We start from the raw sequence: 25923 nt of genomic DNA, 5'->3' as shown, positions 1-25923 counted from the left end.
TTCATCAACCTCAGCAATGTCATTTAGACCATATTGTGTTCTTAATGATTGTAAGATGTCATTCTGAGTAAGCCGGCAACAATGTAACTTATCCCAATTGTATTTGTTATTTTGTACAAGGAGCATTTTATCACCTTTAATAAATTTACCCACGCGGCGACTTTTATAAGATAAAAAGGCCAGCATTCTATGAATTATGACAATAACAGCACAAACAACCATGGAAGGTAATAAAGGAATGTTATTAACAATAGCCTCGCCTAAAATTGCACCTAAAATAATAGAAATAATAAAGTCAAAGGAAGAATAATTGCCAAATACGCGCGATGAAGTTGCTCGAAATAAAATAAGGGCATAAAACGTAATTACTATTCCACGAACATAAAGGCCATAATCTAATAATTTACTAAATCCGACTAATTCATCCATGATTAAGATGTTCCATTATCATTAAAAAAATTAATAATAAGTCGGCCGTGTTGCAAAAACAATGCTGTAGTATACTATCTGAATTTTCACATAGTAGTTCTGATGAGTTTTAAAAATCCTATAGATTTCAAATGGCGCCATTTTCATGGAGAGATCATTTTGCAGTGCGTGCGTTGGTATTGTAAATATGGAATCAGTTATCGCGATCTAAAAGAAATGATGTCCGAACGAGGACTTTCGATTGAGCACACAAAGCTTTATCGTTGGGTTCAGCACTATGCGCCGACGTTGAAGAAGCGGATTAGTAAAAAAAAGCGCTATTTAAGCTGTTGGCACATAGATGAAACCTATATCAAAGTAAAAGGCGAATGGAACTATTTATACAGAGCAATTGATGAAGGTGGCAATACCATTGATTTCTATCTTTCTCATCGCCGTAACGTTAAAGCGGCTAAACGTTTTTTAAAGAAACTGATAAAAAGCAATCTAACATGTGACATCAATGTTATCAATACCGATAAGAATCCAGCCTATAGCCAAGCCATTAAAGAATTGAAACAAGAAGGAAATTTAGCGTTATATGTTAACCATTTGCAAATAAAATATCGGAATAAGCGTCAGGAATCAGACCACGGTAAGCTTAAACGTCTTATCAATCCTGCTTTAGGATTTCATTCCATGAAAACTGCTTATGCTACGATTAAAGGATTTGAAGTTATGAGAATGTTTCGAAAAAGGCAATTTAATAGGTGGATGTATGGCAGTTAGAATGAGGTTTCATTTATTAACCAATTGTTTCATGTATATAGCTAAACTACATCCTAAATTTGTGTTTTTGTAGCTTACATAGTTTTTGCAACGCAGCCCAAAAAAAAGATTACTTCTTACTGCATAAGCGTTAAATAGAAGGGAGCTAAAATTATCAATAAAGGTCGTTTCTTAAGACTCATAACAAACGACCCAGTTGCATTTTTTGCCCTTTTCTAATATGGGAGAATCCATTTCATTTTATTATTTCTTTAATTAAATCTACCAATTTAGGAATTCAACATAACTTGAAAATAATTTAAGGAATCTGTTTATTTCTACGAATTATTATTAATCCGATTAAGCAAAGCACAATTCCAGAAACTAAGAAGCCTATATCCGAATAAAATTGTCCCTCCATTGAAGTTCTTTGTATAACGTGATGTAATTTTAAAATTAGATGATCAATCATTCCTTCAATGACATTAAAAAGTCCCCAACCCAGTAATAACAGGCCAATGAAATGTTTTCCTGAATAAATTTCTTTATTATTTAATCCCTGCCACAATAAAAAAATACCTATTACAGTACTTATCCAAGTAAAGGCATGAAATAACCCGTCCCAGAACATATTAATTTCAATGTTGCGAATCGTGTTTGGGAAAAATATATTTGAAAGCATATTATGGGCTTGTAAAATTTGGTGAAAAACGATTCCATCAAAAAAACCACCTAGGCCAATACCTAAGAGCAGCCCTGCAGCAAATAAAGGTTGTTTATTACTCATAATTAGTCCTTACTAGATAAAATCTTACCGTGATAAACGGCATAAATGATCAAAAAAAAGCATATAAAGGGTAATATTGAATAAAATAAATAAAGAACAAAATTGGAATTAAAAATACCATCTCGAACTTGCTGTCCTGTTTCAGTAAGACAAATTGGGCAAGCAAGTGAAAATTTTGTAACTATCATACTGAAAGTAAAAACTAGATTTTTAAATACTTTCATTAACTATCCTTATTATAAGTAGAAGTTATGAGATAAAAATCTCAGATTAACTCTTTTTTCGTATAAAAGGTAGGAAGATTAGGCGTCGTAAGTTGAATTCATAGAGTAAACCGTTAATTTACGAGATTCAGTACCTAATCTGGGCTAGGTTACAGAAAGTAAAAATGCGAATTAACATCCAAATTAATATTTAACCTTAGCTGAGACTAACGTGTAATTTTTAAGCCTATGGAACGTAAAATACAACACATAGACTTATCAACATCTGTAACAACTTAATTAAAGCCAAAGTCACTTGAAATATTAGCAATTACTAATATAATTAAAATATGAATACTATTTCTTCTAATCCAAGCCTTGAGGTCATGATAAAAAGTGCCAATAAGGCAGAAACAATGCTTAAGCTTCTTGCTAATGGGAGAAGGCTTTTAATTTTATGTCATTTGCTAAAAAGAGAGTGTTCAGTTAACGAGTTGGCTGAAAGTATTAACTTATCTCAGTCAGCAATTTCTCAACATTTAGCAAAAATGCGCAATGAGGGCCTTGTTAAAACGAAAAAAGAAGGTACCACTATCTACTATCGTATTGGTCGACCAGAAGTAGAAGCCATTTTAGCTACGTTATATTTGATTTACTGTAAAGAGTAAAAAATTTATTTATTATATTAGGATTTGCTAATATTTTGGAGGTTATATGACTATAAAAAATGTTGATGCAAAAACAGTCAAGCAGTGGTTAGAAGAAGACAAAGCCGTATTACTTGACGTAAGAGAACCAGCAGAGCATGCCACTAAAAAAATTGCTGGAGCGCATCTTTTTCCTTTAAGCCAAATTGAAACAGGACAATTACCCAATATTGACTCTAAAAAGCTGGTGCTGCACTGTCAAGCAGGAAAACGAAGCACTACAGCCTGTCAAAAACTGATGCTTAAGCATCCTGAGGTTGACATCTATAATCTTGAAGGCGGCATTGGTGGTTGGATTGATTCAGGCTTCCCGGTGGACAAATCAAACCAATTTCCACTTCCTCTGGAACAACAAGTCCAGGTTTTTGTAGGAACACTTCTCGTTCTCTTTAGCATTCTAGCTTGGCTAATTTCACCATTTTTTATTGCCTTTACCATGTTTTTAGGCATTGGATTAGTGTTTGCAGGCATTAGCGGCTATTGTGGTCTCGCTTATGTCTTGGCCAAAATGCCATGGAATCAATCAAGCAGGAATTATGTCACTTGCAAAAAGGCTTAAAGAATGCTGTTTTTAGGTTATTCGTTAGCCTGCTGATTGGCCTAATATTAGGAATAATTGGCGCAGGCGGGGGCTTTTTAATAGTTCCTGCTTAATAACATTCTTCGATTTAGATGTTAAGAAAGCCATCGGGACATCGCTAGCCATCCTTACTATTAATGCATTCGCTGGTATTCATGGCGATATTGTAGCGGGCGTCGTTTTCGATTGGAGTTTACTGCTCTTTTTTACAGCGCTAGCCCTGTTAGGCTTAATAGTGGGCATGTTTATAGGCAGTAAATTGCAGGCTAAAAAGTTGCGAAATCTATTTGGCATATTTACTCTTTTTATAGGCATTAGCATTTTAATAAAAGAATTTATCTCATTATTTAGTGTTTAATTATTCACGGAGGCTGCCATGCACATTGAACCATTTTTTGATCCTATTACAGCCACTTATACGTATGTCGTGGTTGACGAAAAAACAAAACGTTGCGCTATTATCGATTCTGTTCTTGACTTCGACATATTCTCGGGAAGGTTAACGACTGCATCAGCAGACAAGGTCATTACATTTATCCAGCAAAATCAGTTACAAGTAGAATGGATTTTAGAAACCCATGCCCATGCTGATCATCTCACTGCCTCACAATATCTTAAAAAACAATTAGGCGGGAAAACAGCCATAGGCGAACACATTAAAAAAGTCCTAGAATTTTGGGTTCCTCTTTTTAACCTTTCAAAAAAACAATTACTGGAGGGAAAACAATTTGATCATTTATTCCAAGATGAGGAAATTTTTAACATAGGCACTATTCCTGTTCGTGTAATGTATACCCCTGGGCATACGCCTGCTTGTGTGACTTATCTTTTAGAAGACGCTGCTTTTGTGGGAGACACAATATTTATGCCTTATGTAGGAACTGCACGAACGGATTTTCCTGGCGGAAGCGCTGCCGAACTTTACGATTCCATTCAAAAAATTCTTTCCCTTCCAACTGATACAAGACTTTTTATGTGTCATGATTATCCGCCTGAAGGGCAACCACCCCAATATCTCTCCACTGTTGGCCAGCAAAAACAACAAAATTCCATGATAGCACATGGGGTTTCTAAAGAAAATTATGTCGCTGCCCGTTTAGCAAAAGATAAAGGAAAGCCTGTTCCCAAATTACTGCTACCTTCTCTACAAGTTAATATTAGGGCAGGCCACTTAGGTGAGACCGAAGAAAATGGCGTGCAATATCTAAAAACCCCCCTTAATCGCTTGTAGTGGCATTATATTTAACACTTACTTAGCATTATTTTGATAAATTGCTAAATAAACTCTTACCTAGTGATGATATCGTCATTACTTTAGGCATGTTTTAATACGTTCAATCGGAAAAAAGGTTCTTGTGAACTATGTATTAACTAAATTCACAATCAAATAAATTGCTAAAATAAACCCTGTTAAAAAAATGATTAAAGTTAAAGTGAAATTAAGAAAATTAGTAGGCTTAAATTGATTACTACTGATTTGCTCTCGAATTTGTTTATATTTAAGAAAAGCCAGTAAGCTTATTAAGGTGCCTAAGATAACAAGAGCTATACCAAAGCTTGCAGAGTAACTAGGAAGATGTTGATATAATGAAAGATTGTACTGTGGTGGTAATGATATAGAGGATTTTGTTAAAATAATTCTAAGTTGCTTAAGGAATAATGAAAATTTTTCTACTACAAACCCAAACGCAATTAAACCGATGCTCGTTCTTATCCATGCAAGAAAAGTTCGTTCATTGGCCAGGTGGTCTCTAATCTTACTCATCTCAGAGGTAGATTTGTCACTTGTGCAGTCCCTTGTTTTCATAACCGTAATTATCCGCTAATAACTTTATGTGCGCAAACAATAAAACAACAAGTCCGATATTGAATAAATCTAAAATAAAGAAAAAGGAATGCAGAAAATAGACATTATAGTTGCTTATATTTTAATCAAAATATCAACAAGTAGTTTACATTTAATAGTGGACTCATCTTGAATAAGTAGCTGTGAAGTACTAACTTTAATTAAAACATTTAAGGAGAAGGGTTATGGAACAAGACCACGTGAGGGCTAATACTTCATCTGCTGCTAATCAAGCTATTGATAATCAAATGGTAGCAACCCTTCAGACTTTTTCTACAGCAAGTTCAAATGAGATAAGCGAAAGAATTGATAAAATTGAAAAAGAATATAATGTAGAAAGAGTATTAGAGTTAAACGCTTCTATCTTGGCTTTTATTGGTGTTTTATTAGGCGCATTTGTAAATATCTATTGGCTTATCCTTCCAGGCTTAGTACTCCCATTTTTAGCTCTGCATGCAGTTCAAGGGTGGTGTCCTCCTCTGCCTATTTTAAGAGCATTAAAAGTTCGAACTCAGAAGGAAATTGATGTTGAAAAATATTCTCTAAAATTTTTAAGAGGTGACTTTGATAATTTGCAAAGGGAAAAGGACATACAAAAAATTTTACAAATAATATGGAAATAACTGTAGTTTGCTGATGAATAAGCTAAGTTACTCTAAAAAACAGTTTGTTCAGCTTTGTTTGCAGAATTTATTAAATCGAGAAGGGCTAGATTTGTCAGTTAGCGTTGAGAATGTGGCTTAAATATTGAGGGTGGATTATGGATGAATAGTTAATCTTCCCCACACAGGTGTGGGTGTTTCTAAGTCTTACTCACCGATTGAAATCACCGAAGAGTCTTCCTCACACTGCCGGGGCCTTTTAAACTTACATGCTTATCAATATTAGCAAAAAGTCTTACTTAATCAGTTGATGGTTTACAATTGTAATACTGGATTCAAGGAATGTAATACAAAGGCTTGAAAAATATTTTAAATGAGGTGATACAGATATTTTTCGCTAGCCTGATTAAGTTATATTTTGGCAAGTTGGCATGTTCAAAATGGAACAAGCTTACAAGAGTTACAGCAGCTAGGCGGATGGTCAAATTTTGAAATGTTGTTGCAATATGCACATCTTTCAAGTGCTCATTTACAAATAGCTGCAAATAGAATTAGTTCGTTAGCTTGTGGTACACATGGTTAAGTGTAACCAGTGTAGAAAAAGAAGTGTTACAATTTTGCTACACCACTTTTTTTACAAGTTTAAGTATTTTTATAACTTATTGATTATTAAGGCAAAAATGGCGCGCCCGGAAGGATTCGAACCTCCGACCTCCTGGTTCGTAGCCAGATACTCTATCCAACTGAGCTACGGGCGCGTAAACGACTGGCGGAGAGAGAGGGATTCGAACCCTCGATGGGATTTCTCCCATACTCCCTTAGCAGGGGAGCGCCTTCGACCACTCGGCCATCTCTCCAGGTAATGCGGCGAGTATATCAGTTATTTTGCTTACGTCAATCGCAGGTATAAAATTCATGATAAAAAATATTAATTTTTAATGATTATGTGGCATTTACATATTATTTAATTAACTGCTATCTTTCATATATAGTAATGAATAAGTTAAACTTAGCGCCATATCGATTTTCTGTATGTTGGACCTTGGCTCAACAAACGATTGCTCTTAAGAATCCATTTCATTCTGATTTTAACAAAATTTAGTGTAAACTCCTGATATTAAAAAATTAGTTTGGGGTACATCTTTATAAATTGAATGACTGGCTGTTACTTTGTGGCGCAGGATGAATGATAGGAGGATTAATGAAACACAAATCGTATTTAGATGGTAGAGAAGTATATGTTGTTGATGGGAATCGTACCCCTTTTCTTAAGGCTAAAAATATTGGACCCTTTAGCGGCTCGGACCTAGCTGTTGCCGCAGGTATGTCCCTGTTAAGCCGTCAACCTTTTTCTCCTACTGATCTAGATGAAGTTATTATTGGCGCTGCAATGCCAGGTCCTGATGAAGCGAATATTGCACGCGTAATCTCTTTACGCTTAGGCTGCGGCGAACGTATGCCTGCTTTTACTGTCATGCGTAATTGTGCTTCTGGCATGCAAGCATTAGATAATGCTGCCTTACAAATTGCTTCAGGCCGAAGTGATTTAGTTTTAGCTGGTGGGACTGAAGCAATGAGTCATGCTCCCTTGCTATTTAATCAAAAAATGGCTGCTTGGCTAGGTAATTGGATGGGCGCTAAAAGCACAGGACAGCGTGCACGGCTAATTATGCAGTTTAAACCTGGCTATTTAGCACCTGTTATTGCTCTTATGCGTGGTTTAACCGATCCAATAGTTGGTCTAAATATGGGCCAGACTGCTGAGAAGGTTGCTTATCGTTTTAATATTACTCGGGAGCAAATGGATGCGTTTGCCTATGAAAGCCATCAGCGTTTAGCACGTGCTTATGATGAAGGAAGGATGACTGAGATTACGCCAATTATTGATAATAAAGGGCAAGTCTATACTCAAGATACTGGTTTAAGAAAAGATTCAACACCGGAGAAGCTTGCCACGCTTAAGCCTTTCTTCGATAAAAAATACGGTATGGTGACGCCAGGTAATAGTTCTCAAGTAACAGATGGAGCTTGCTTATTAATTTTAGCGAGCGCTGATGCAGTTAAGAAATATAATTTACCTGTACTTGGCCGTATTGTTGATGTTCACTGGGCCGCTTTAGATCCCGCTCATATGGGATTAGGGCCTGTTCATGCAGCAACACCTATTTTAGAGCGCCATAATTTAAAACCTGCGGATTTAGATTGCTGGGAAATTAATGAAGCATTTGCAGCGCAAGTTCTAGGATGTTTGAGAGCCTGGGATGATGAAGATTATTGCCGTACGCAGCTAGGTTTAAAACAGGCATTAGGTGCACCATCTCTAGATAAAGTAAACAAAGATGGTGGGGCAATTGCTGTTGGCCACCCAATTGGTGCAAGTGGCGCAAGAATTGTTTTACATACTTTACAATCCTTACAACAAACAAATGGTACGCATGGTATGGCTGCAATTTGCATTGGCGGTGGCCAAGGCGGCGCAATGTATTTAGAAAGAGTGACCGGGGTGAAAGGATAATGAATAATTACAAACACTGGGAAATTGAAACTGACGCAGAGAATATTATTTGGTTAGGTCTTAATCGTGCTGATGCAGCATTAAATTCTATCAACTCAGAAGTCTTAGATGAATTAAATAGTATTTTACAAGAGGCTGTTAACCAACCTTCAGCCCAAGGATTAGTTATCTATTCAACCAAAGATAAAGGCTTTATTGCTGGCGCTGATATTAATGCATTTTCTAAATTCCAAACTCCTGATGAGGCAGTTGACTTTTTAAGAAAGGGACAAACTGTTTTTGCTCGTTTAGAGGGATTAAAAATACCTACGGTCGCTATGATTGATGGTTTTTGTATGGGCGGTGGTCTAGAGTTAGCTCTAGCTTGCGATTACCGCATAGCGTCTGATGAACCTGATACTCGCCTAGGTTTGCCAGAAATTTTATTAGGTATTCATCCAGGTTGGGGCGGAACAGTTCGCTTAGTACAATTAATTGGTGGCTTTGACGCATTAACAAAAGTCATTTTAACAGGGGCGCCTATTGCGGCTTACAAAGCGAAATCCATGGGTTTTGTGGATGATGTTGTCCCTATACGCCAATTAAAGCGTGCTGCGGTTTATTTTATTAAAAATAAACCTAAAAAACATCAACCCACTTTTATGCAATCTCTTACTAATTATGCTTGGGTTCGACCTATAGTTGCGCCAATCATACGCTATAACGTAGCAAAACGAGTTCGCAAACAGCATTATCCTGCGCCCTATGCTGTGATTGATTTATGGGAAAAGGAAGGAGGGTATGGGGAGCGGGCTTATTTAAAGGAAATAGATTCAGTTGAGCAACTAATTACACGTAATGAAACCGCTAAAAATTTAATTCGTGCGTTTTTACTAAGAGAACGTATGAAGGGTTTTGCAAAAGCTAGTGATTTTAAAGCAGAGCATGTTCATGTGATTGGTGCAGGTGTCATGGGCGGCGATATTGCGGCTTGGTGTGCATTGCGTGGGCTTAGAGTTACTTTACAAGATAAATCTTATGCACAAATCGGCGCAGCGAAAGCACGAGCTTATTCGTTATTTAAAAAGAAATTAAAGCAACCGCGCCTAATTCAAGCAGCAATGGATAGATTAATTGCTGATCCAGAAGGTTTTGGCGTAGCAGGTGCTGATGTAATTATTGAGGCAGTGTTTGAGAATTTAGAAGTCAAACAAACTATTATGAAGCACGTAGAAGAAAAGGCAAAAGCAGATGCTATCATAGCAACAAATACTTCAAGTATTCCTTTAGATGAAATTAGTCAAGTGATGACTAACCCAAGTCGTCTGGTTGGTATTCATTATTTTAATCCTGTTGCCAAAATGGAGTTAGTTGAAGTCGTCAGTAGTAATAAAACAGCAAGTGAGATCCGTGACAAGGCTTGTGCTTTTGTCAATCAAATTAGCCGGCTTCCATTACCTGTAAAATCAAGCCCTGGCTTCTTAGTGAATCGAGTTCTTATGCCTTATTTAATGGAATGTGTGCAATTACTTGAAGAAGGGTACGCAGGCGAAACCATTGATGAAGCAGCGAAAGAATTTGGTATGTTTATGGGGCCTGTTGAATTAGCAGATACCGTAGGTATGGATGTATGTCTAGCAGTAGCTGAGAATTTAACTAAATATTACGGTGGTAGTGTTCCGCAAAAATTACGTGATATGGTTAAGGCAGGTAAACTCGGTCGTAAAACAGGGGAAGGTTTTTATAAGTATAAAGATGGTAAGCCCATTAAGAAAAAGCCACAAACCGATAAATCTTATCCTGAAATTGCTAACCGTTTAATTTTGCGAATGGTCAATGAGTCAGCTGCGTGTTTACGAGAGGGCGTCGTAGCAGATAGTGATCTTTTAGATGGTGCAATGATTTTTGCGGCAGGGTTTGCTCCATTCCGTGGTGGGCCGATGAATTATGCCAAGCACTTTGGTCATGATAAATTAAATGAATTATTTGCTAAACTAGAAAATCAATATGGTCAGCGTTTTAAGCTTGATAAGCAATTTAGTAAGAGTTCAAATTAAAAGTAGTTAGGAAACCTGAATGCTGGAATTTTTCCAGTATTCAGGTTGGGCTATGACAAAGAGAGCAGCTTCAATGATACCTATCAAATATCTTATCTGCTTGTTGTTTTTAGTAATCACCTCTATTAATTACGCCTCGACTTGGGTTTTTTCAACGCATAGTGATTTAATTGGCAAAATACAGTATGCAACTGTACAAGCCGGAGAAACATTAAGTGATGTAGGAATACGTTACGATATTGGCTATCATGAGATGATACAGGCTAATCCTAAACTCGATCCATTGCGGCCACTATATCCTCAAACCCAAGTTATTATTCCCTCACAATATATTTTACCGCCTGGACCGCGCCAAGGTTTAGTTATCAACTTAGCTGAATTTAGGCTCTATTATTATGTACCAGGCGATAATATTGTTATCACGATGCCAGTAGGTATTGGTCGGGAAGGTTGGAAAACGCCTCTTGGCTTTACTAGAATTATTGCAAAAGAACGCGATCCTCATTGGCGGCCAACCGCAAATGTAAGGGCAGAAGCTGCACGGCATGGTACTCCAATTCCTGAAGAGTTTCCTCCCGGTGAGGGAAATCCTCTTGGTAGGCATGTATTAAGGTTAGGTTGGCCCACTTATTTAATCCATGGTACTAACCGCCGTGATATTGTTGGATCGCGTGTAAGTGCTGGATGTATTCGTATGATGCCAGAAGATATTGAATCTTTATTTGATTACGTAAAAGTAGGCACCTCAGTGAGAGTCATTAATGAACCTGTTAAACTAGGCTATGCTAGCGGTGCAATTTTTCTGGAAGCACATCCACTTTTAATAGAGCATAGAGGCACTAATTTAAGTAAATTAGTGGCTAATTTGCTAGCTAAACAAAGCAATATACGTGATAAGAATAATAAAGTAATTCAAACCGAAGTTAGTTTTCCTTCTGGTATTCCAGTAAAGATCGGCTGAGGTGATTTTTCTCTTTAAGATAATTATAAATAAAGTGGGTAATAAGGAGTACAACAATACTCCCAACTAAATCTAAGGGGTAATGCCAGCCTAATAAAATACAAGATAAAGCAAGAAAAAAATTAATAATTAGCATCATTATAAATAATGGCTTAAAACCTCTGACTACGTATAAGCATAACCAAGCCCAAATAAAATGAAAGGAAGGGAGAGCTATCATACCTCCTTCAAGTGAAGTAGGTTGTTGATGGTGGTGAATTTGCATAAATTTTATGCCAGTAATATATTGTTCAGGTAAAAAAAAAGGACTTTTTAAGATACTAGCTGGTGCAGTAGTTGGAAAAAAATAGTAAAACGTAAAGCCAATCAAAGCTGAAATTAATAATAAACAAAAATATTCCCAAACTTTAGAAAATTGACCTAATAAGGCAACTAACAGAGGTAGAAAACCCATTTGCCAAGCCAAGCTATCATAAGCCAAACCAAGTATTAATTTAAAATTAGGATATTGGTTGGTCCAAGCCATTAAAGCAGGTAAATCAATATAGAATTTAGATTCTAATGCAACGATATATTTGTCGATAGGAGGAAAGGGACTATATTGTGCAGCATTTGTTGCTAGAGCAACAAATAACATAGAAAAATAAATACCAGCAAAGGCACGTGTAATTTCAATGAAATAATCATTATGGCTAAATAGTAATCTTAAGCCGATTAAAATTAGACATAAACTAATTCCAGCCCATAACGTGAAAGGCGGGAGATAGTTATTACCTTTGTAATGGTAATAATGGGAGTTAACATAAAAAGCAAGACTTGAAAGTATAACTATTAATAAGCTTGTTATAATCGAGCAGGCTCTAGCAGGATGTTTAAAAACTGTAAAGTCAAGTAACTTCACTTTGTTTCTCTTTTAATTGAATAGCTTGATAAATCTCTTCTCGATGAATTTTTACTGAGCGGGGTGCTTCGACACCAAATTTAATGTTGCCATGTTCCAGGGTTTTAAACGCTACCAGTAAGATATTTGTATTTTTTACATTAATCACTAACGTTTCTTCAAAGTCTACTGTAATGATATCCATATAAAATCTCTTTTTTTTAAGACGTTATATCGTATGGATTAGGTAAAAGCAATGTTTTTGCAAGCAGAACATATACAGCCTGAAAAAAATTTATAGAAAATTTTTTGTCATATAAACTTATTTTTATTATTTTTATGATATAAAGAGGGTGCTTTGTGTAAGTTTATTTTTGCAATTGTCTTATAAATAAACGTTTTGTTTTCTTTCTGCATTTGCCTTTTAAATCATCATCTTAAATTCAGTAAATTATTTAATAAATTCATTTGTGAGATTTTTGCTACAATTAATTAAAATTATTGCAGTTTTTTCGCTGGTATCGAAGTTTGCTCCGTGCACAAAAATAAGTTAAAATCGCCCACTTTAAAACCTTGCCTTACTTTATCTTATTAAAGAAGGCTTTAATCCATAAGGAGAATTCATGAGACATTATGAAATAGTGTTCCTCGTTCACCCTGATCAAAGTGAACAAGTGCCAGGTATGATTGAACGTTACGAAGGTATTATTACCAAGCAAGATGGGGTTATCCATCGTCGAGAAGATTGGGGCCGTCGTCAATTAGCTTATTCAATTAAAGATGTTCATAAAGCGCATTACATTTTAATGAATGTTGAATGTAATCAAGCTGCAATTGATGAATTAAAAAACGCTTTTAAATTTAATGATGCTATCATCCGTAATCTTATTATCCTTAAGAAGGAAGCAGTAACGGGTGAATCGGCATTAATGAAAAAAGATAAAGATAAAGAAAAAGATACGAGAGCAGCCTAAGGAGAATTGAGATGTCAACTTATTTCCGTCGTAAAAAAATGTGTCGTTTCAATGCCGAAGGCTCTAGCGAAATCGATTACAAGGATATTAATTTATTAAAAAATTATATTACCGAAACTGGGAAAATTGTACCAAGCCGAATTACTGGTGTACCCACTCGTTTTCAGCGACAATTAGCACAGGCAATTAAACGTGCTCGATTTTTAGGTCTATTGCCTTATTGTGACAGTCATCGATAACAGAAATTTATGAATACCTTTTTGCGTAATCAAGGTCAATATATATTAAAAAATGAGATTTGTGCATTTTTTGTAGCTGCAATATTGGCCCTAATACCCCTTACTACTTGGTTATCATTAGCAGTGATAGCCTTAGTTACCTTACGGAAAGGAGTTGTTGATGGTGCTAAGGTATTTATTTGTGGAATTATTGCAAGTTACATTTCTTATCAGTTTAATACTAATTTAGGGCACGCTTTTTCTATGACTATAATAACATTTATTATAGGTTTTAGCGCTGCCTTAATATTAAGGTTAACTGCAAATTGGAAAATAGTAATATTTGGAATTTTAATTGCTGCATTAATAATTATTAGTTTGGTTCATGGGTTTTTACCGAATTATGCTAATGAACAATATGTTCTATTACTTGCTGCATTAAAAGAAGTAGATCCAAATCATATGCTGGTGCAACTTTTAGAAAGCCAGCAACGCACTAATCCAAATTTGATCATTAATTCTTTACTGGGTATTCGAGTATTAAGCCTCGTTTTTTCTGCCCTAGGCTCATTAATGCTAGCGCGAGGCATTCAATCGCTGTTGTTTTATCCAGGTGGTTTTAGAGAAGAAATGCTTGCTTTTCGAGCTAGTCGTGTCGGTGTATTGTTATTGATTGTTGCTGCTTTTGGAGTATATCAAAGTAATCCTATTGCCATTAGTTGTCTACCACTTTTAGTAGTTTACCTAATGTTTGCTGGGATTAGCTTATTTTTTAATATAATGGCTAGAAAAAGAGATTTAGTGACTATTTTTCTATTATTTGTGCCACTTATAATCGTGCCTTATATAATGCTCCCAATCTATGTATTTTTCGGCTCATTAGATAGTTTATTTAATCTAAGGTTACATTTATCCTTAGATAGAAAATTCAAGAATTAAGAGGTGAATGATGGAAGTTATTTTATTAGAGAAAGTAAGAAATTTAGGTAATTTAGGTGATAGAGTTGATGTCAAAGCAGGTTATGGCCGCAACTACTTAATCCCTCAGAATAAGGCTGTTTTTGCAACAGAGAAAAATATTGAATATTTTGAAAAACGCCGTACTGAATTAGAAAAGAAAGCTCAACAAGAGCAAGCCCGTGCTGAACAACGTGCAGCTAAGCTAAATGATACTTCAATTGTTATCTCTGCATTAGCTAGTGATGAAGGTAAGCTTTATGGCTCTATTGGTGCTAGTGAAATTAGAGATGCATTAGTTGCTAAAGATGTTGAAGTTAGTAAACGTGAAATCTCTTTACCCGAAGGCCCAATTCATTCTGTTGGTGACTATGTCATTGATATCCATGTACATAGCGATGTCACAGCTCAAGTTCAAGTACAGGTTGTTTCTGCAAAATAAAAGATGAAAGATGCCCGGAAATAATTATCCGGGCATCGTTTTTAATTCTGTCAGCCTTGATGTTGCTTTTTTAGTCGATGTTTCTGACTCTATTTCTACTCTTTCAGTTTCAGTAATTGGGCGTTCTCTTACTTGCGAGCTAAACATTGTATTATTCCCATTATTTTTATAAATAAAGGGAGGATCATGGTAGTTTTCTAATCATTTTTCGGGTATAGCGTTAAGGTTAATATCTCTTAAATGCTTGAACTTAAAAAATTGATTAGTCCTTGATAATGATTCTAAATATTGCATTAAGCTATTTTCATCTACCTCTAACATTTCTGCGATTTGATTTATATTTTTAGAAGTAATTTCTCTAAACAAAACCACAGCTTGTCATTAATGACCATCCGTGACATTTCCCTCTCCCGCAAAAAGTATCATCATACGAGCAAAACTCTTAGCGCGGGAGAGGGACGGATCGAAGTGAAATTGAAAAATCTATGCTCAATTCAAAATTAAATCTTGTCTAACAAAACTTCAGGGGCGTTGCCTAATTCTCCAATAGAAACTAATGCTTACTTATCTATTCCATGATTAAGGATAATACTTATGTAAATATTAGAAGCTTAAGTTGGATATATTATTTCTAGGAATGTAGTTACTAGAAAAGTAATTTCCTAAACTTAATAAAGATTTTATTTTTTACGCTTATTAGATTAAGTCTTAAAAATTTTCAATATAAACAACATCATAAGCGGGTTCTTCATAAGGATGATTTTCACGTAGTGCCTGGATAGCTTTTTTTATAATATTGCAATTACACAAAATTTCAACTTTATATTCAGGCACATAATTTAATTTATTGACTTCGCCGATACTGGGATTTGCATTACCTGTAGGGTGAAACTGACCTTGACCTAAGCATTGCCAACATGTTTTCTCATAATTGCCTTTCCTACCTGCCCCTACAGCAAATAATGCTTCCTTTACTATTTCTAAATGACTTTCTGGAACATAAAAAGATAACTTGTAATTAAAGTTTACCTTTTCCATTTAATGTTACACCCTAAACTAGGTTTTTGGATTTCAGAAACAGGTTGGTCAGCTAAAAGACAGTCAATGACTTGACGTAAAGATTCGCCCGTAACAGGAATTTGATTTCCTGGCCGTGAATCATCAAATTGACCACGATAAACTAAATTTAAATTTGTATCATAAACAAAGAAATCAGGCGTACAAGCAGCTTGATATGCTTTTGCAATTTCTTGAGTTTCATCGAAAAGATAAGGGAATGAATACCCCTCTTTTAAGGCTGTCAATTTCATATGTTCCGGCGAATCATCAGGATAGCTCTCAATATCATTAGAATTAATCGCAATAAACCGTACCTTATTTTGATAAGAGTTTGTTAGTTGAACGAGGCCTTTATTAAGATGTTTAACATAAGGGCAATGATTACAAATAAACATAATGACAGTACATTTAATATTTTCTCGTTTGTCTAAACTAATATTTTTTCCGCTAATAACATCTAGCAAACAGAAGGCAGGCGCTGTGCTGCCTAGAGGTACCATTTTAGAAGCTGTTTTAACCATTTTTTATCCTAATTAACTATGAAAAAAAATAATTCTAATAAGTGCCGTTAAAGCAAAAATTGTATTCATAATTGCCCATATTAAAGCAGGTGGCTTTTTGTATGAATACGAATAGGCAAAAATTGCAATTGCTGTACTACCAAGAAAGAAAATTCGCTGATCTTCATAGGATAATCCAATAGATAAAGCGGCAATACCCATAATTCCCATAAATAATAAAATATTACTTAATCGCCCACTTAAAAAATAAAAAACTAATAATTGAATACAAAGTAATATAGGTATAGCTGCTTGTACAATAGAGCCTATACCTAATAATTGTGCGCCATGCCCTGCGGCCATAATAATTTCAAGTGCAATAAAATAAAATAACTTAAAAAAAATAGCTGTAATAAGTAATAGGGTTGATCCAATAACATAAAAAATAGCTGCAAAGTTTTGTGTTAAGCCAATAAGTGAAATAAGCGCACCTAAAATTCCAATGCAAAGAAAAACAACCTCCTTTTTTAACATTGTATTCCTTTGTCTTTCCTCTACCATAAACACTATTTACTAAAGTTTATTGAAAATAATAGCTAGTTAATTAGGTTTATAATAGCTTTTCTAATATTAGCAGCGTAATTTAAATTTAAAATTACCAACGTAAATAGATGCCTTTAGCTGTTGAATCATTAATTACATTACGCTGTGCTTTATTAACAGAAACCCAATAATTGCCCATATTACTAAGTGCAAATTTTACTCGTGGATACTGACAGACATCTAAAACTTCCCTACAATCAACCTGTTTTGCATTATTTTCTTCAATATGAAAGCATTGAAAATATAAATTTTCTATGTCTGATGCAAAAGCTGCCCAGTTTTTGGGATTTATTTTAGCTGTTAGTGATGGGCTCATGAAGATATCTTCTGTTTCTACCCGCTTTAGCTCAATAAGATGCTCACTGCGATTTTGCATTAAATAGAAAGTTTGCCCACCCTTATCATTTACTACAAGATTTGGGCCATTGTAACCAAAACCTGTTACTTCACAGCCACGAGGAAAATTAGCATGAGTTAGTGTATTTAATGTTAAAAGTGCCGCCAGTAACGCTAATCTATTTATAAACATAATACCCTTTTTATTTTTACTTTAAGTAATGTTGTTATTTTAATGTGATTGAAAGTATTTTCAATGGCTGCTTACTAGTGAAAGCCTCTTTAAATAATAAGAGCCTAACCCCTTAAATTAATCTTTATAGGAGGCAATTTTTGAAAGCAACATAGGTGAGTAAGTTCGATAAACACTTAAAGTCAAATACATTATAATATAACCTAACGACAACACTAAACAGAGTCGATTAATAGTAGGGTAAGTCCATAAAACAACCCCGGAACAAATCCCATATAATAGAGAAAAACTATGCATTAATACTTTTAATAATTTTGACTCAGTAAGGTAATCTAATCGAGAAGGGTAAACGTATTTAATAGGCACAAAGATTAAAATACAAAGAATTGATAAAATTAGAGCATTCGTATTCATTGAGGTGTCAAAAATAAACATATAGAAAAGGGCAATATTCCAATAGCACGGAAACCCTTTGAAAAAATGATCCGGTGTTTTCGCATCAGCTTGGCAAAATTGATAAGAAGAAGTAATAATAATTGCCACAATAATTATAATTGCTAAATCTGGTGGCAGCATATCTGCTTTAACAAAGAGAAAAAAGCAAGGTGTAATGACATAATTTAAATAGTCAACTATATTGTCTAGCAAAGCGCCATCAAAGTAGGGTAGAACTCTTTTAACACCTACCAATCTGGCTAAAGTTCCATCCACAGCATCAATAACGACAGCAGCTGCCATAAACCAAAGAGCATGAATGTATTCATGTTGATAAATTTTGATAAGAGTAAAAAGCCCAGCACAGGCAGCACTTGCCGTAAAAGCATGTACAGCCCAAGCAGCTAGGTAATGAGTCGGATGGTAGCTTAGCGTTTTGTTGGTCATTTTATCCTAAGCTCCTAAGCAGTCGTTTTAATTGTCTAATTTTCATGCAGTTTTTAATTAAAATTATCTATTATAAAGTTATTCAAACAATTTGATTAAAAAATAATTTTTACAAAATAATGTTATTTTTCTAAAATATAAATTATTTTAAGTACAAATAATTCAACACGCAAAATAGTAACAACAATTAAATCGAATACGCAAGAATTTGCAAAGGGGAAGAATGATTTAATAAATTAATTGTTATATTTTAGTCAACTTATCACTTTTATCTATAGGACTTACGAAAAATACCAAGGTCAAGGCAAAAAATATTTTTAACAAAGAGCTTTGGGTTTTTCGTAAGTCTTAATTTATTGTTTACTTATTGCTCTTCTATTGGCTTCAGCTGACGCCTGGTCTACACTTTAAAAATAATTTGAAAGGATGAACTATGATTATTCAAACTATCAATCCGGCAACCGAAGATGTGTTACAAAGCTATACTGCTCTTAATGAAGATGAGATGTATCAGGTTATTGACCAAGGTTATGCGGCTTTTGAAGAATGGCGACAAGTACCTTTTTCAAAACGTAGTTTATTAATGACTAATTTAATAAATTTATTGCAAGCAAAGAAAGAAACTTTAAGTAACCTTATTACTCAAGAAATGGGTAAACCAATTTGTCAAAGTCAAGCAGAAATTGAAAAATGTGCATGGGTTTGTCAATACTATGCTGAACATGCAGAAGAATTTTTGAAGCCTCGTATTGTTCAAACAGAAATGACCAAAACATTTGTTGCTCATGAACCTATTGGTGTTATTTTAGCGATCATGCCGTGGAATTTTCCTTTTTGGCAGGTTTTTCGTTTTGCAATTCCCACCATTATGGCAGGTAACGCTGCTATTTTAAAACATGCACCAAACTCTATCGGTGCAGGAAACGCAATTGCGCAATTATTTAAGGAGGCTGGTTTTTTACCTAACTTATTTCAGCATATGATTTTAGAAAATGAAGTTACCGCAAAAGCAATTTCTCATCCTAAAATTGCAGCATTAAGCTTTACAGGGAGTGAAAAAACAGGCCGTTTAGTTGCAAGCCTTGCTGCGGCAAATTTAAAAAAATCTGTTTTAGAACTTGGCGGTAATGATCCTTATTTAATTTTGGCTGATGCAGATATTGAGTTAGCTGCGCAAAATATTTTGACATCACGTTTAAATAACTGCGGGCAAGTCTGTATTGCGGCAAAGCGTATTATTGTAGAAGAAAATATTCATGATGAATTAGTTGAAGAAATTTTGTCTTTATTACCGACTTATACATCAGGTGATCCTAAAAGTCATTCGACTAAGCTTGGCCCCATGGCGCGTAAAGACTTACGAGATACGCTACATAATCAAGTAGAAGAAAGTATTAAAAAAGGTGCTGTTTTGCTGGCTGGTGGGAAAATTCCTTCTGGAAAGGGCTATTATTATCCGCCTACTCTACTTATAGATGTAAAACCTGGTATGCCGGCTTTTGATGAAGAATTATTTGGCCCTGTGATTGCTATTAGTCGATGTAAAAATGAAGAAGAAGCGATTTCGCTTGCTAATAAAAGTCGTTATGGTTTAGCAGCTGCCATTTTTACACGGGACTTAGAACGCGGTGAAGTGATTGCTAAGAACAAGATAAATACGGGTGTTTGTTTTGTAAATGCTTTTGTTTCATCAGATCCTAGAGTGCCTTTTGGTGGTGTGAAATCTTCTGGTTATGGAAGAGAGTTATCAAGAGAAGGTATTCTTGAGTTTGTTAATACTAAAACGGTTTCAATTAAGTAGTGCTTAACTATTTATGGATAGATAATTAAATGACAAATCAGTTTATTTTCATTTCAATTAAAAAACAGCAATTATATTGCTATGATAATGATATCCTTTTAGAAATCTATGCTGTTTCAACAGCAAAAAATGGACTAGGGGAGTTAATGGGTACTGAATGTACTCCAAGAGGTTGGCATCGGGTTTATTCTCATATTGGAAAGGATACACCTATAAATAGTATTTTTGTAGGTAGAAAATGGACAGGTGAGATCTATTCACCTAAATTAAGTGAAAATCATCTAAAACGTGATTGGATTTTATCAAGAATTGTACAATTAGATGGGTTAGAAAAAGGACGTAATAAAGAGGGCAATGTAGATAGTTTGGCGCGTTATATTTACATTCATGGCATAGCGGATGATACTGATATAAATAAGCCCCAATCACACGGTTGTATACGTATGCGTAATATCGATATTATAAAATTTGCTGATTGGGTCAAACTTAATACGTATGTATGCATTGAGTAAGGCTAATATTAAATGTAAATGTAGAGTTAAGCAGGTAATTATTAGTCTTTTAAAGCTTCATTGCATGATATTCTCTAAAAGCTAAGAGAAAGAAGAAAACTAGCTGTTAAAAAATTAACAATTTAAGAACTTCATATATACCGTTTTATAGCAACAGTATATAATTCGTACAATTTTTTTCATGCCTAATGAGGTGAATGAATGTCTTACAAATTTGAAGAGAGCAAAGTCTTAATTATTGATGCAGTAGTAGCTAAAATTAAGCAAAAGATGAATTCAGAGCAGGCAGAGGTGTGTGCTACTTTTGTTCAGCAATTTTTAGGTACTGTAGCATTAGATGACCTTCAAGAGTGGGATATTGATGATTTATACGGTGCTACTATTAACTTTTGGACTTTCATGCAACATCGAGCGCCTAATGAAACAAAAGTTCGTATTTATAATCCTGAATTTGAACGGCACGGTTGGCAAACAACACATACTGTCGTTGAAGTAATTACCAAAGATATTCCTTTTTTAGTCGATTCATTACGTATGGTCATTACGCGGTTAGGGCTTGCTTCTCACCTAGTCATTTATTTAGGTGGCCTATGTGTTAAAAGGGATAAAGAAAATAATCTTGTAGCTGTCTTACCGCGTGGTAGTGGTAAGAAACAGGATGTGTTAGTTGAAGCCCCTATTTTTATGGAAATTGATAGGCAAACTAATCCAACTATTCTTGAAGAATTACATCGTAATATTGAAAGGGTTTTAGACGATAACCGTGCTGTTGTCGAAGATTGGCCAGAAATGCGTAAAAAAGTATGTGAAGCGATTGAAGAAATTGATCAACTCAAAGGTCTTGATCCAGCTGAAGCCGAAGAAACTAAAGCCTTTCTACACTGGATTGAAGACCATCATTTTACTTTTTTAGGCCTACGAGATTATGAATTAGTAAAAAAAGGTGAGGAAATGGTCTTGCAGCCTTTACCTGAGACAGGCTTAGGCGTACTTAGACCTAGTTTAAGTAAATCAAATGCACGTAGCATTTCATCAATGACACCGGAAGCGCGTGAGCTAACCCTATCGCCCCGTATATTAGTGATGTCTAAGACGAATACGGAAGCTACAGTACACCGTCGAACCTATACTGATTATATTGGCGTTAAACGTTTTAATAAGAAAGGCCAAGTTATTGGTGAGCGTCGTATTATAGGCCTTTATACCTCAGCTGCCTATAATACTAATCCTAAGCATATTCCATTTTTGCGTCATAAAGTGGCACAAGTAATGAAAAACTCTAACCTTGAGCCGCGAAGCCATGCAGGTAAAATACTTTTAAATATTTTAGAAACATTACCTAGAGATGAACTCATTCAAGCCTCTGAAGATGAATTATTAGAGATAGCAATGGGTATTTATTATATGCAGGAACGTAGACGTATTCGATTATTTGTACGAACAGATCCCTACCGACGTTTTATCTCTTGTTTAGTTTACGTACCTAAAGAACACTTTACTTCAGAATTGCGTCATGCAATGGAAAAGATATTAGCAGAAAGCTTTCATGCTTTAGAGATAACGTTTTCCACTACATTTACCGAATCCATTCTAGCTCGTATTCATTTTCTAATTAGAACTAACCCTGATGATGATACACAATGGGATTTTAAAGAGGTTGAGCGAAAACTAATTGAAGTTGGACGCTCCTGGACAGATGATTTGCTTCATTTTCTTAGTGAAGCATTTGGGGAAGAAATAGCTAATCGGCTTTATTCCCGATATAAAAATGCTTTTCCTAGTAATTACCGGGATAATTTCACCGCACGTACGGCAGTTTACGATATCAAGCATGTTGAGGCTTTATCTCAAGATAATCCGCTAGTAATGAATTTTTATCGCCCGATGCATGAAATGGCCGACAGTTTTCGGTTAAAAATTTATCAACATGATATCACTATTCCTTTATCCGACGTTTTACCTATCGTTGAGCACTTAGGTATGCGTGCTATTAGTGAAAGACCCTATGTTTTAAAATTTGAAGATGGACGTATTACTTGGATTAATGATTTTGCTTTGCAGTATACTAAGCAAATGGCTTTTGATATTGATGAAATTAAGGAACTTTTTCAAAATGCGTTTGCGAATATATGGACAGGCGAAGCAGATAATGATGGTTTTAATCAGTTAGTGCTCGGCGCTGGCTTAAATTGGCGACAGGTAGCTATTCTTCGTACTTACGCAAAATACTTCAAGCAAATTGGGTTTACTTTTAGCCAGGAATATATAGAGACTGCCCTCAATAATAATGCGCCAATTGCAAGGAAATTGGTTCAGCTTTTTGAGATTCGATTTAATCCTCAAGAAATCACTACCCGTGATATGCAGTTTACAGATCAGCTCAACCAAATTCTTAAGTCATTAGATGATGTCTCAAATTTAGACGAAGATAAAATTATTAGGCAATATATTCAAGCTATTACCGCAACTGTAAGAACAAATTTTTATCAGGTTGATAGTCAAGGCAAACATAAATATTGTATCGCTATTAAACTTAATAGTAAGTTAATTCCAAGGTTGCCTAAACCTTATCCAATGTTTGAGATTTTTGTTTATTCACCTCGCTTTGAGGGTGTACATTTACGAGGCGGTAAAGTTGCACGAGGTGGGTTACGTTGGTCTGATCGCCGTGAAGATTTCCGTACAGAAATACTAGGGCTAATGAAAGCGCAACAAGTTAAAAATGCAGTTATCGTACCTTCGGGCGCAAAAGGAGGATTTGTACCTAAGCGTCTACCTGTATCAGGTAATAGAGAGGATATACAAGCTGAAGCGATTGCTTGTTATCAATTATTTATACGCAGTTTGCTTGATATTACAGATAATTACAGAGAAGGTACAGTTATTAAACCACCACAAGTTATCTGTTTTGATGAAGATGATCCATATTTAGTTGTTGCTGCTGATAAAGGAACTGCAACCTTTTCTGATATCGCCAATGCTATTTCTTTAGAGTACAACTTTTGGTTGGGTGATGCTTTTGCATCAGGCGGATCAGTAGGTTATGACCATAAAAAAATGGGTATTACCGCCCGTGGCGCCTGGGAATCAGTAAAGCGTCACTTTTATGAAATGAATGTTGATATCAACAAAACTAATTTTACAGTCGTTGGCATTGGTGATATGTCAGGGGATGTCTTTGGTAATGGTATGCTGCTTTCTAAGCATATCAAGTTAGTTGCTGCCTTTAATCATGTTCATATTTTTATTGATCCTCATCCTGATACCGAGGTGAGTTTCCAAGAGCGCGAGCGTTTATTTCATCTTCCTCGTTCAACTTGGATGGACTATCAGAAAAAATTGATTTCTAAAGGTGGCGGTGTTTTTAATCGAACTGCAAAATCAATCCCAGTTAGTAAGGAAATGAAGCAGGTATTTGATATTACTGTTAGTGACATTGAACCCAATGAGTTAATTAAAGTTATTTTAAAAGCTAGAGTAGATTTACTTTGGAGTGCGGGAATTGGGACATTTGTTAAGGCTCAGAATGAGAGTCATACTGATGTAGGTGATAGAACGAATGATGCAACCCGTATAAATGCTAATCAGTTACGTTGTAAAGTAGTTGCAGAAGGAGGTAACCTTGGCTTAACTCAATTAGCACGGGTTGAGTATGCATTGAATGATGGCCTTATTTATACCGATTTTATTGATAATTCTGCTGGTGTAAGTTGTTCAGATAAAGAAGTCAATATTAAAATTTTACTCAACAGTATTGTAACAGCTGGGGATTTAACATTTAAACAGCGTAATGAATTATTAAGCGAAATGACTAATGAAGTAGCTGCTTTAGTACTTGCTGATAATTTTATGCAAACACGGGCTATTAGCCTTACAGCGGGACAAGGCTTACGTACATTTGAATTACATAATCGTTATATTAATGAATTAGAACGTACAGGTAAGATTGATAGAGCAGTTGAATTTTTACCAACTGAAAAGTTATTGCTAGAGCGAAAGCTAATGGGTAAAGGCTTAACGACCCCTACTATCTCTGTGTTGCTTTGCTATAGCAAAATGATATTAAAAGAGCAAATTTTAGCTTCGGATGTCCCTGAAGATCCTTACCTTAAAGCTTTGTTAATAAACTATTTCCCTAAGCCATTACAAGAAAGGTTTAGTAAAGAAATGCAAAATCATCCCCTAAAAAGAGAAATTATTGCCACTAAATTAAGCAATATTATCTTAAATGAGATGAGCTTTGTTTTTATATTTAGAATGCAAGAAGAGACAGGTGCCTCAGTAGCGGCTATTGTACGGGCATATATTATTGCTCGTCGTGTGCTTGAAGTAGACAATATTTGGAAGCAAATTGAAAGTATTGAATCGAGTGTGACCGCTGATAAGCAAATGGAATTAATCATGCTTTATATCCGCTTATTAAGGCGTGTTACGCGTTGGTTTTTACGTAATCAACGCATGCGCTTGAATATTGGTAAAGCCATTAAAGCCTATTCACCTGGGGTGATTGAGTTAAAAGGCGCAATTCCCCTTATCTTTGGTGAAAATAATCGGGTTCAATATGAAGAATATCTAAATCAGTATTTAGAATTAGGTATTCCAGCTAGTTTAGCGCACGAAATAGCTCTAACACGTCCCTTATTTTCTGCAATGGATATCATTGAAGTTTCTCAACAACTTGATATTAGTGTAACAAGCGTTGCTGAAGTTTATTTTGGTATTGGTGAATTTTTAGATTTAGCATGGATTCGTAATCAGGTTATTGCTCATCCAGCTGAGAATAATTGGGAATCATTATCGAGAGAAGCACTGCGAGATGACCTAGACTGGCAACAGCGTCAATTAACTGCTGGTATCATTAAGTTAGGTGATAATAAACGGGACTATATGACATGCTTTAGAGAATGGTCAGAGCAGCACGCAGGACTTATTAATAGATGGCGTCATATCTTAACTGATTTACGTTCTTCAACTGCGCTTAATTATACAATGTTTTTTGTTGCAATACGTGAATTATTAGCACTTACACAAACAACCATGCAAATGTCTGAAAAAGATACTACGGTCGTTGATGTTAAATAGTTACATAATCCTCACATACGTTCCGCGACTTGTTCGCGGAATCCAGTAGATTTTAATTGTTAGGAATCATT

27 protein-coding genes, 2 tRNA genes and 1 pseudogene are annotated in these 25923 nt (G+C 35.2%); 17 read left to right on the top strand and 13 right to left on the bottom strand.

Annotation, left to right across the window (positions count from 1 at the left end; genetic code table 11):
- Positions 1 to 429, bottom strand: a 429-nt coding sequence (locus tag E1P04_RS11715; RefSeq protein ID WP_131783083.1) for a DUF421 domain-containing protein, incomplete at its 3' end; no start/stop codon positions are given.
- 102 nt (positions 430 to 531) lie between these two features.
- Between E1P04_RS11715 and E1P04_RS11710 the strand changes: the two genes are divergently transcribed.
- Complete coding sequence (locus E1P04_RS11710) at positions 532 to 1197, top strand: IS6 family transposase (RefSeq protein WP_131783082.1); 666 nt, start codon at positions 532 to 534, stop codon at positions 1195 to 1197.
- Between the two features lie 298 nt (positions 1198 to 1495).
- Here E1P04_RS11710 and E1P04_RS11705 read toward each other — a convergent pair whose 3' ends face one another.
- On the bottom strand, positions 1496 to 1963 hold the full coding sequence (locus E1P04_RS11705; protein WP_131783081.1) for a DUF2243 domain-containing protein: 468 nt from the start codon (positions 1961 to 1963) through the stop codon (positions 1496 to 1498).
- A gap of 553 nt (positions 1964 to 2516) precedes the next feature.
- Here E1P04_RS11705 and E1P04_RS11700 point away from each other — a divergent pair.
- The 4 genes from E1P04_RS11700 to E1P04_RS11685 are packed head-to-tail and all read left to right on the top strand — an operon-like array spanning position 2517 to position 4684.
- A complete protein-coding gene (locus E1P04_RS11700; RefSeq protein ID WP_131783080.1) occupies positions 2517 to 2834 on the top strand; it encodes an ArsR/SmtB family transcription factor in 318 nt (105 codons plus the stop codon).
- A gap of 46 nt (positions 2835 to 2880) precedes the next feature.
- Entirely contained in the window at positions 2881 to 3432 is a 552-nt protein-coding gene (locus tag E1P04_RS11695) for a rhodanese-like domain-containing protein (protein ID WP_131783079.1), read from the top strand.
- Positions 3433 to 3478: 46 nt separating this feature from the next.
- On the top strand, positions 3479 to 3811 hold the full coding sequence (locus E1P04_RS18385) for a TSUP family transporter (protein ID WP_131783097.1): 333 nt from the start codon (positions 3479 to 3481) through the stop codon (positions 3809 to 3811).
- A gap of 18 nt (positions 3812 to 3829) precedes the next feature.
- A complete protein-coding gene (locus tag E1P04_RS11685; protein ID WP_131783078.1) occupies positions 3830 to 4684 on the top strand; it encodes an MBL fold metallo-hydrolase in 855 nt (284 codons plus the stop codon).
- Positions 4685 to 4813: 129 nt separating this feature from the next.
- Here E1P04_RS11685 and E1P04_RS11680 read toward each other — a convergent pair whose 3' ends face one another.
- Positions 4814 to 5260 (bottom strand): YidH family protein, encoded by a 447-nt coding sequence (locus E1P04_RS11680; RefSeq protein ID WP_207386017.1) that lies wholly within the window; start codon positions 5258 to 5260, stop codon positions 4814 to 4816.
- A gap of 224 nt (positions 5261 to 5484) precedes the next feature.
- Here E1P04_RS11680 and E1P04_RS11675 point away from each other — a divergent pair, with 224 nt between their 5' ends.
- Together E1P04_RS11675 and E1P04_RS11670 are read left to right on the top strand one after the other, a co-directional pair.
- Complete coding sequence (locus tag E1P04_RS11675; protein WP_131783077.1) at positions 5485 to 5922, top strand: hypothetical protein; 438 nt, start codon at positions 5485 to 5487, stop codon at positions 5920 to 5922.
- 385 nt (positions 5923 to 6307) lie between these two features.
- Positions 6308 to 6484: pseudogene (locus E1P04_RS11670) on the top strand (site-specific integrase); the annotation flags it as partial.
- A gap of 98 nt (positions 6485 to 6582) precedes the next feature.
- On the opposite strand, the gene E1P04_RS11665 reads toward E1P04_RS11670, so the two are convergent.
- Positions 6583 to 6659, bottom strand: a tRNA-Arg gene (locus E1P04_RS11665).
- Positions 6660 to 6668: 9 nt separating this feature from the next.
- Positions 6669 to 6758, bottom strand: a tRNA-Ser gene (locus E1P04_RS11660).
- A gap of 344 nt (positions 6759 to 7102) precedes the next feature.
- Between E1P04_RS11660 and E1P04_RS11655 the strand changes: the two genes are divergently transcribed.
- The 3 genes from E1P04_RS11655 to E1P04_RS11645 are packed head-to-tail and all read left to right on the top strand — an operon-like array spanning position 7103 to position 11413.
- Complete coding sequence (locus E1P04_RS11655) at positions 7103 to 8416, top strand: acetyl-CoA C-acetyltransferase (RefSeq protein ID WP_131783076.1); 1314 nt, start codon at positions 7103 to 7105, stop codon at positions 8414 to 8416.
- Entirely contained in the window at positions 8416 to 10452 is a 2037-nt protein-coding gene (locus E1P04_RS11650) for a 3-hydroxyacyl-CoA dehydrogenase NAD-binding domain-containing protein (protein ID WP_131783075.1), read from the top strand. Before E1P04_RS11655 ends, E1P04_RS11650 begins: the two co-directional genes overlap by 1 nt.
- A 19-nt stretch (positions 10453 to 10471) precedes the next feature.
- Entirely contained in the window at positions 10472 to 11413 is a 942-nt protein-coding gene (locus E1P04_RS11645; protein WP_242604447.1) for a L,D-transpeptidase family protein, read from the top strand.
- On the opposite strand, the gene E1P04_RS11640 is transcribed toward E1P04_RS11645, so the two are convergent.
- Together E1P04_RS11640 and E1P04_RS11635 are read right to left on the bottom strand one after the other, a co-directional pair.
- Positions 11376 to 12314, bottom strand: coding sequence for a phosphatase PAP2 family protein (locus tag E1P04_RS11640; protein WP_131783074.1), 939 nt, complete (start codon positions 12312 to 12314; stop codon positions 11376 to 11378). The two genes, E1P04_RS11645 and E1P04_RS11640, sit on opposite strands and share 38 nt — an antisense overlap.
- On the bottom strand, positions 12301 to 12498 hold the full coding sequence (locus E1P04_RS11635; RefSeq protein WP_131783073.1) for a carbon storage regulator: 198 nt from the start codon (positions 12496 to 12498) through the stop codon (positions 12301 to 12303). Before E1P04_RS11635 ends, E1P04_RS11640 begins: the two co-directional genes overlap by 14 nt.
- 418 nt (positions 12499 to 12916) lie before the next feature.
- Between E1P04_RS11635 and rpsF the strand changes: the two genes are divergently transcribed.
- The 4 genes from rpsF to rplI are packed head-to-tail and all read left to right on the top strand — an operon-like array spanning position 12917 to position 14884.
- The gene (rpsF, locus tag E1P04_RS11630) at positions 12917 to 13267 is read left to right on the top strand and encodes a 30S ribosomal protein S6 (RefSeq protein WP_131783072.1); all 351 of its coding nucleotides are present in this window, start codon (positions 12917 to 12919) and stop codon (positions 13265 to 13267) included.
- Positions 13268 to 13278: 11 nt separating this feature from the next.
- Complete coding sequence (rpsR, locus tag E1P04_RS11625) at positions 13279 to 13506, top strand: 30S ribosomal protein S18 (RefSeq protein ID WP_115331351.1); 228 nt, start codon at positions 13279 to 13281, stop codon at positions 13504 to 13506.
- A 9-nt stretch (positions 13507 to 13515) separates the two neighbouring features.
- The gene (locus tag E1P04_RS11620; protein WP_131783071.1) at positions 13516 to 14424 is read left to right on the top strand and encodes a hypothetical protein; all 909 of its coding nucleotides are present in this window, start codon (positions 13516 to 13518) and stop codon (positions 14422 to 14424) included.
- Between the two features lie 10 nt (positions 14425 to 14434).
- Positions 14435 to 14884, top strand: a complete 450-nt coding sequence (rplI, locus tag E1P04_RS11615; RefSeq protein ID WP_131783094.1) for a 50S ribosomal protein L9 — start codon at positions 14435 to 14437, stop codon at positions 14882 to 14884.
- Positions 14885 to 14908: 24 nt separating this feature from the next.
- Here rplI and E1P04_RS18250 read toward each other — a convergent pair whose 3' ends face one another.
- From E1P04_RS18250 to pcsA, 6 genes are all read right to left on the bottom strand, one after another.
- Entirely contained in the window at positions 14909 to 15031 is a 123-nt protein-coding gene (locus E1P04_RS18250; protein WP_282433119.1) for a hypothetical protein, read from the bottom strand.
- A gap of 561 nt (positions 15032 to 15592) precedes the next feature.
- Entirely contained in the window at positions 15593 to 15922 is a 330-nt protein-coding gene (locus E1P04_RS11610; protein ID WP_131783070.1) for a YqfO family protein, read from the bottom strand.
- Positions 15910 to 16464, bottom strand: a complete 555-nt coding sequence (locus E1P04_RS11605; RefSeq protein WP_131783069.1) for a thioredoxin family protein — start codon at positions 16462 to 16464, stop codon at positions 15910 to 15912. The genes E1P04_RS11610 and E1P04_RS11605 overlap by 13 nt, the downstream gene beginning before the upstream one ends.
- Before the next feature lie 12 nt (positions 16465 to 16476).
- Positions 16477 to 16977, bottom strand: coding sequence for a hypothetical protein (locus tag E1P04_RS11600; protein WP_131783068.1), 501 nt, complete (start codon positions 16975 to 16977; stop codon positions 16477 to 16479).
- A gap of 121 nt (positions 16978 to 17098) precedes the next feature.
- A complete protein-coding gene (locus E1P04_RS11595) occupies positions 17099 to 17575 on the bottom strand; it encodes an enhanced entry protein EnhB (RefSeq protein WP_131783067.1) in 477 nt (158 codons plus the stop codon).
- A gap of 117 nt (positions 17576 to 17692) precedes the next feature.
- On the bottom strand, positions 17693 to 18457 hold the full coding sequence (pcsA, locus tag E1P04_RS11590; RefSeq protein ID WP_131783066.1) for a phosphatidylcholine synthase: 765 nt from the start codon (positions 18455 to 18457) through the stop codon (positions 17693 to 17695).
- Positions 18458 to 18890: 433 nt separating this feature from the next.
- Between pcsA and E1P04_RS11585 the strand changes: the two genes are divergently transcribed.
- From E1P04_RS11585 to E1P04_RS11575, 3 genes are all read left to right on the top strand, one after another.
- Positions 18891 to 20258, top strand: a complete 1368-nt coding sequence (locus tag E1P04_RS11585) for an NAD-dependent succinate-semialdehyde dehydrogenase (protein ID WP_131783065.1) — start codon at positions 18891 to 18893, stop codon at positions 20256 to 20258.
- A gap of 29 nt (positions 20259 to 20287) precedes the next feature.
- Complete coding sequence (locus E1P04_RS11580) at positions 20288 to 20770, top strand: L,D-transpeptidase (protein ID WP_131783064.1); 483 nt, start codon at positions 20288 to 20290, stop codon at positions 20768 to 20770.
- A gap of 201 nt (positions 20771 to 20971) precedes the next feature.
- On the top strand, positions 20972 to 25852 hold the full coding sequence (locus tag E1P04_RS11575; protein WP_131783063.1) for an NAD-glutamate dehydrogenase: 4881 nt from the start codon (positions 20972 to 20974) through the stop codon (positions 25850 to 25852).
- The last annotated feature ends 71 nt before the right edge of the window (positions 25853 to 25923 follow it).

This window comes from Legionella gresilensis (genome assembly GCF_900639865.1).
In the GTDB taxonomy this organism is placed as follows: Bacteria; Pseudomonadota; Gammaproteobacteria; order Legionellales; family Legionellaceae; genus Legionella_C; species Legionella_C gresilensis.
This window is presented reverse-complemented; position numbering and strand designations above follow the sequence as displayed.

Coding starts and splice junctions, on each gene's coding strand:
- E1P04_RS11710 (WP_131783082.1), top strand. CDS start 532: ATGAGTTTTAAAAATCCTATAGATTTCAAATGGCGCCATTTTCATGGA.
- E1P04_RS11705 (WP_131783081.1), bottom strand. CDS start 1,963: ATGAGTAATAAACAACCTTTATTTGCTGCAGGGCTGCTCTTAGGTATT.
- E1P04_RS11700 (WP_131783080.1), top strand. CDS start 2,517: ATGAATACTATTTCTTCTAATCCAAGCCTTGAGGTCATGATAAAAAGT.
- E1P04_RS11695 (WP_131783079.1), top strand. CDS start 2,881: ATGACTATAAAAAATGTTGATGCAAAAACAGTCAAGCAGTGGTTAGAA.
- E1P04_RS11685 (WP_131783078.1), top strand. CDS start 3,830: ATGCACATTGAACCATTTTTTGATCCTATTACAGCCACTTATACGTAT.
- E1P04_RS11680 (WP_207386017.1), bottom strand. CDS start 5,260: ATGAAAACAAGGGACTGCACAAGTGACAAATCTACCTCTGAGATGAGT.
- E1P04_RS11675 (WP_131783077.1), top strand. CDS start 5,485: ATGGAACAAGACCACGTGAGGGCTAATACTTCATCTGCTGCTAATCAA.
- E1P04_RS11655 (WP_131783076.1), top strand. CDS start 7,103: ATGAAACACAAATCGTATTTAGATGGTAGAGAAGTATATGTTGTTGAT.
- E1P04_RS11650 (WP_131783075.1), top strand. CDS start 8,416: ATGAATAATTACAAACACTGGGAAATTGAAACTGACGCAGAGAATATT.
- E1P04_RS11645 (WP_242604447.1), top strand. CDS start 10,472: ATGCTGGAATTTTTCCAGTATTCAGGTTGGGCTATGACAAAGAGAGCA.
- E1P04_RS11635 (WP_131783073.1), bottom strand. CDS start 12,498: ATGGATATCATTACAGTAGACTTTGAAGAAACGTTAGTGATTAATGTA.
- rpsF (WP_131783072.1), top strand. CDS start 12,917: ATGAGACATTATGAAATAGTGTTCCTCGTTCACCCTGATCAAAGTGAA.
- rpsR (WP_115331351.1), top strand. CDS start 13,279: ATGTCAACTTATTTCCGTCGTAAAAAAATGTGTCGTTTCAATGCCGAA.
- E1P04_RS11620 (WP_131783071.1), top strand. CDS start 13,516: ATGAATACCTTTTTGCGTAATCAAGGTCAATATATATTAAAAAATGAG.
- rplI (WP_131783094.1), top strand. CDS start 14,435: ATGGAAGTTATTTTATTAGAGAAAGTAAGAAATTTAGGTAATTTAGGT.
- E1P04_RS18250 (WP_282433119.1), bottom strand. CDS start 15,031: ATGTTTAGCTCGCAAGTAAGAGAACGCCCAATTACTGAAACTGAAAGA.
- E1P04_RS11610 (WP_131783070.1), bottom strand. CDS start 15,922: ATGGAAAAGGTAAACTTTAATTACAAGTTATCTTTTTATGTTCCAGAA.
- E1P04_RS11605 (WP_131783069.1), bottom strand. CDS start 16,464: ATGGTTAAAACAGCTTCTAAAATGGTACCTCTAGGCAGCACAGCGCCT.
- E1P04_RS11600 (WP_131783068.1), bottom strand. CDS start 16,977: ATGTTAAAAAAGGAGGTTGTTTTTCTTTGCATTGGAATTTTAGGTGCG.
- E1P04_RS11595 (WP_131783067.1), bottom strand. CDS start 17,575: ATGTTTATAAATAGATTAGCGTTACTGGCGGCACTTTTAACATTAAAT.
- pcsA (WP_131783066.1), bottom strand. CDS start 18,457: ATGACCAACAAAACGCTAAGCTACCATCCGACTCATTACCTAGCTGCT.
- E1P04_RS11585 (WP_131783065.1), top strand. CDS start 18,891: ATGATTATTCAAACTATCAATCCGGCAACCGAAGATGTGTTACAAAGC.
- E1P04_RS11580 (WP_131783064.1), top strand. CDS start 20,288: ATGACAAATCAGTTTATTTTCATTTCAATTAAAAAACAGCAATTATAT.
- E1P04_RS11575 (WP_131783063.1), top strand. CDS start 20,972: ATGTCTTACAAATTTGAAGAGAGCAAAGTCTTAATTATTGATGCAGTA.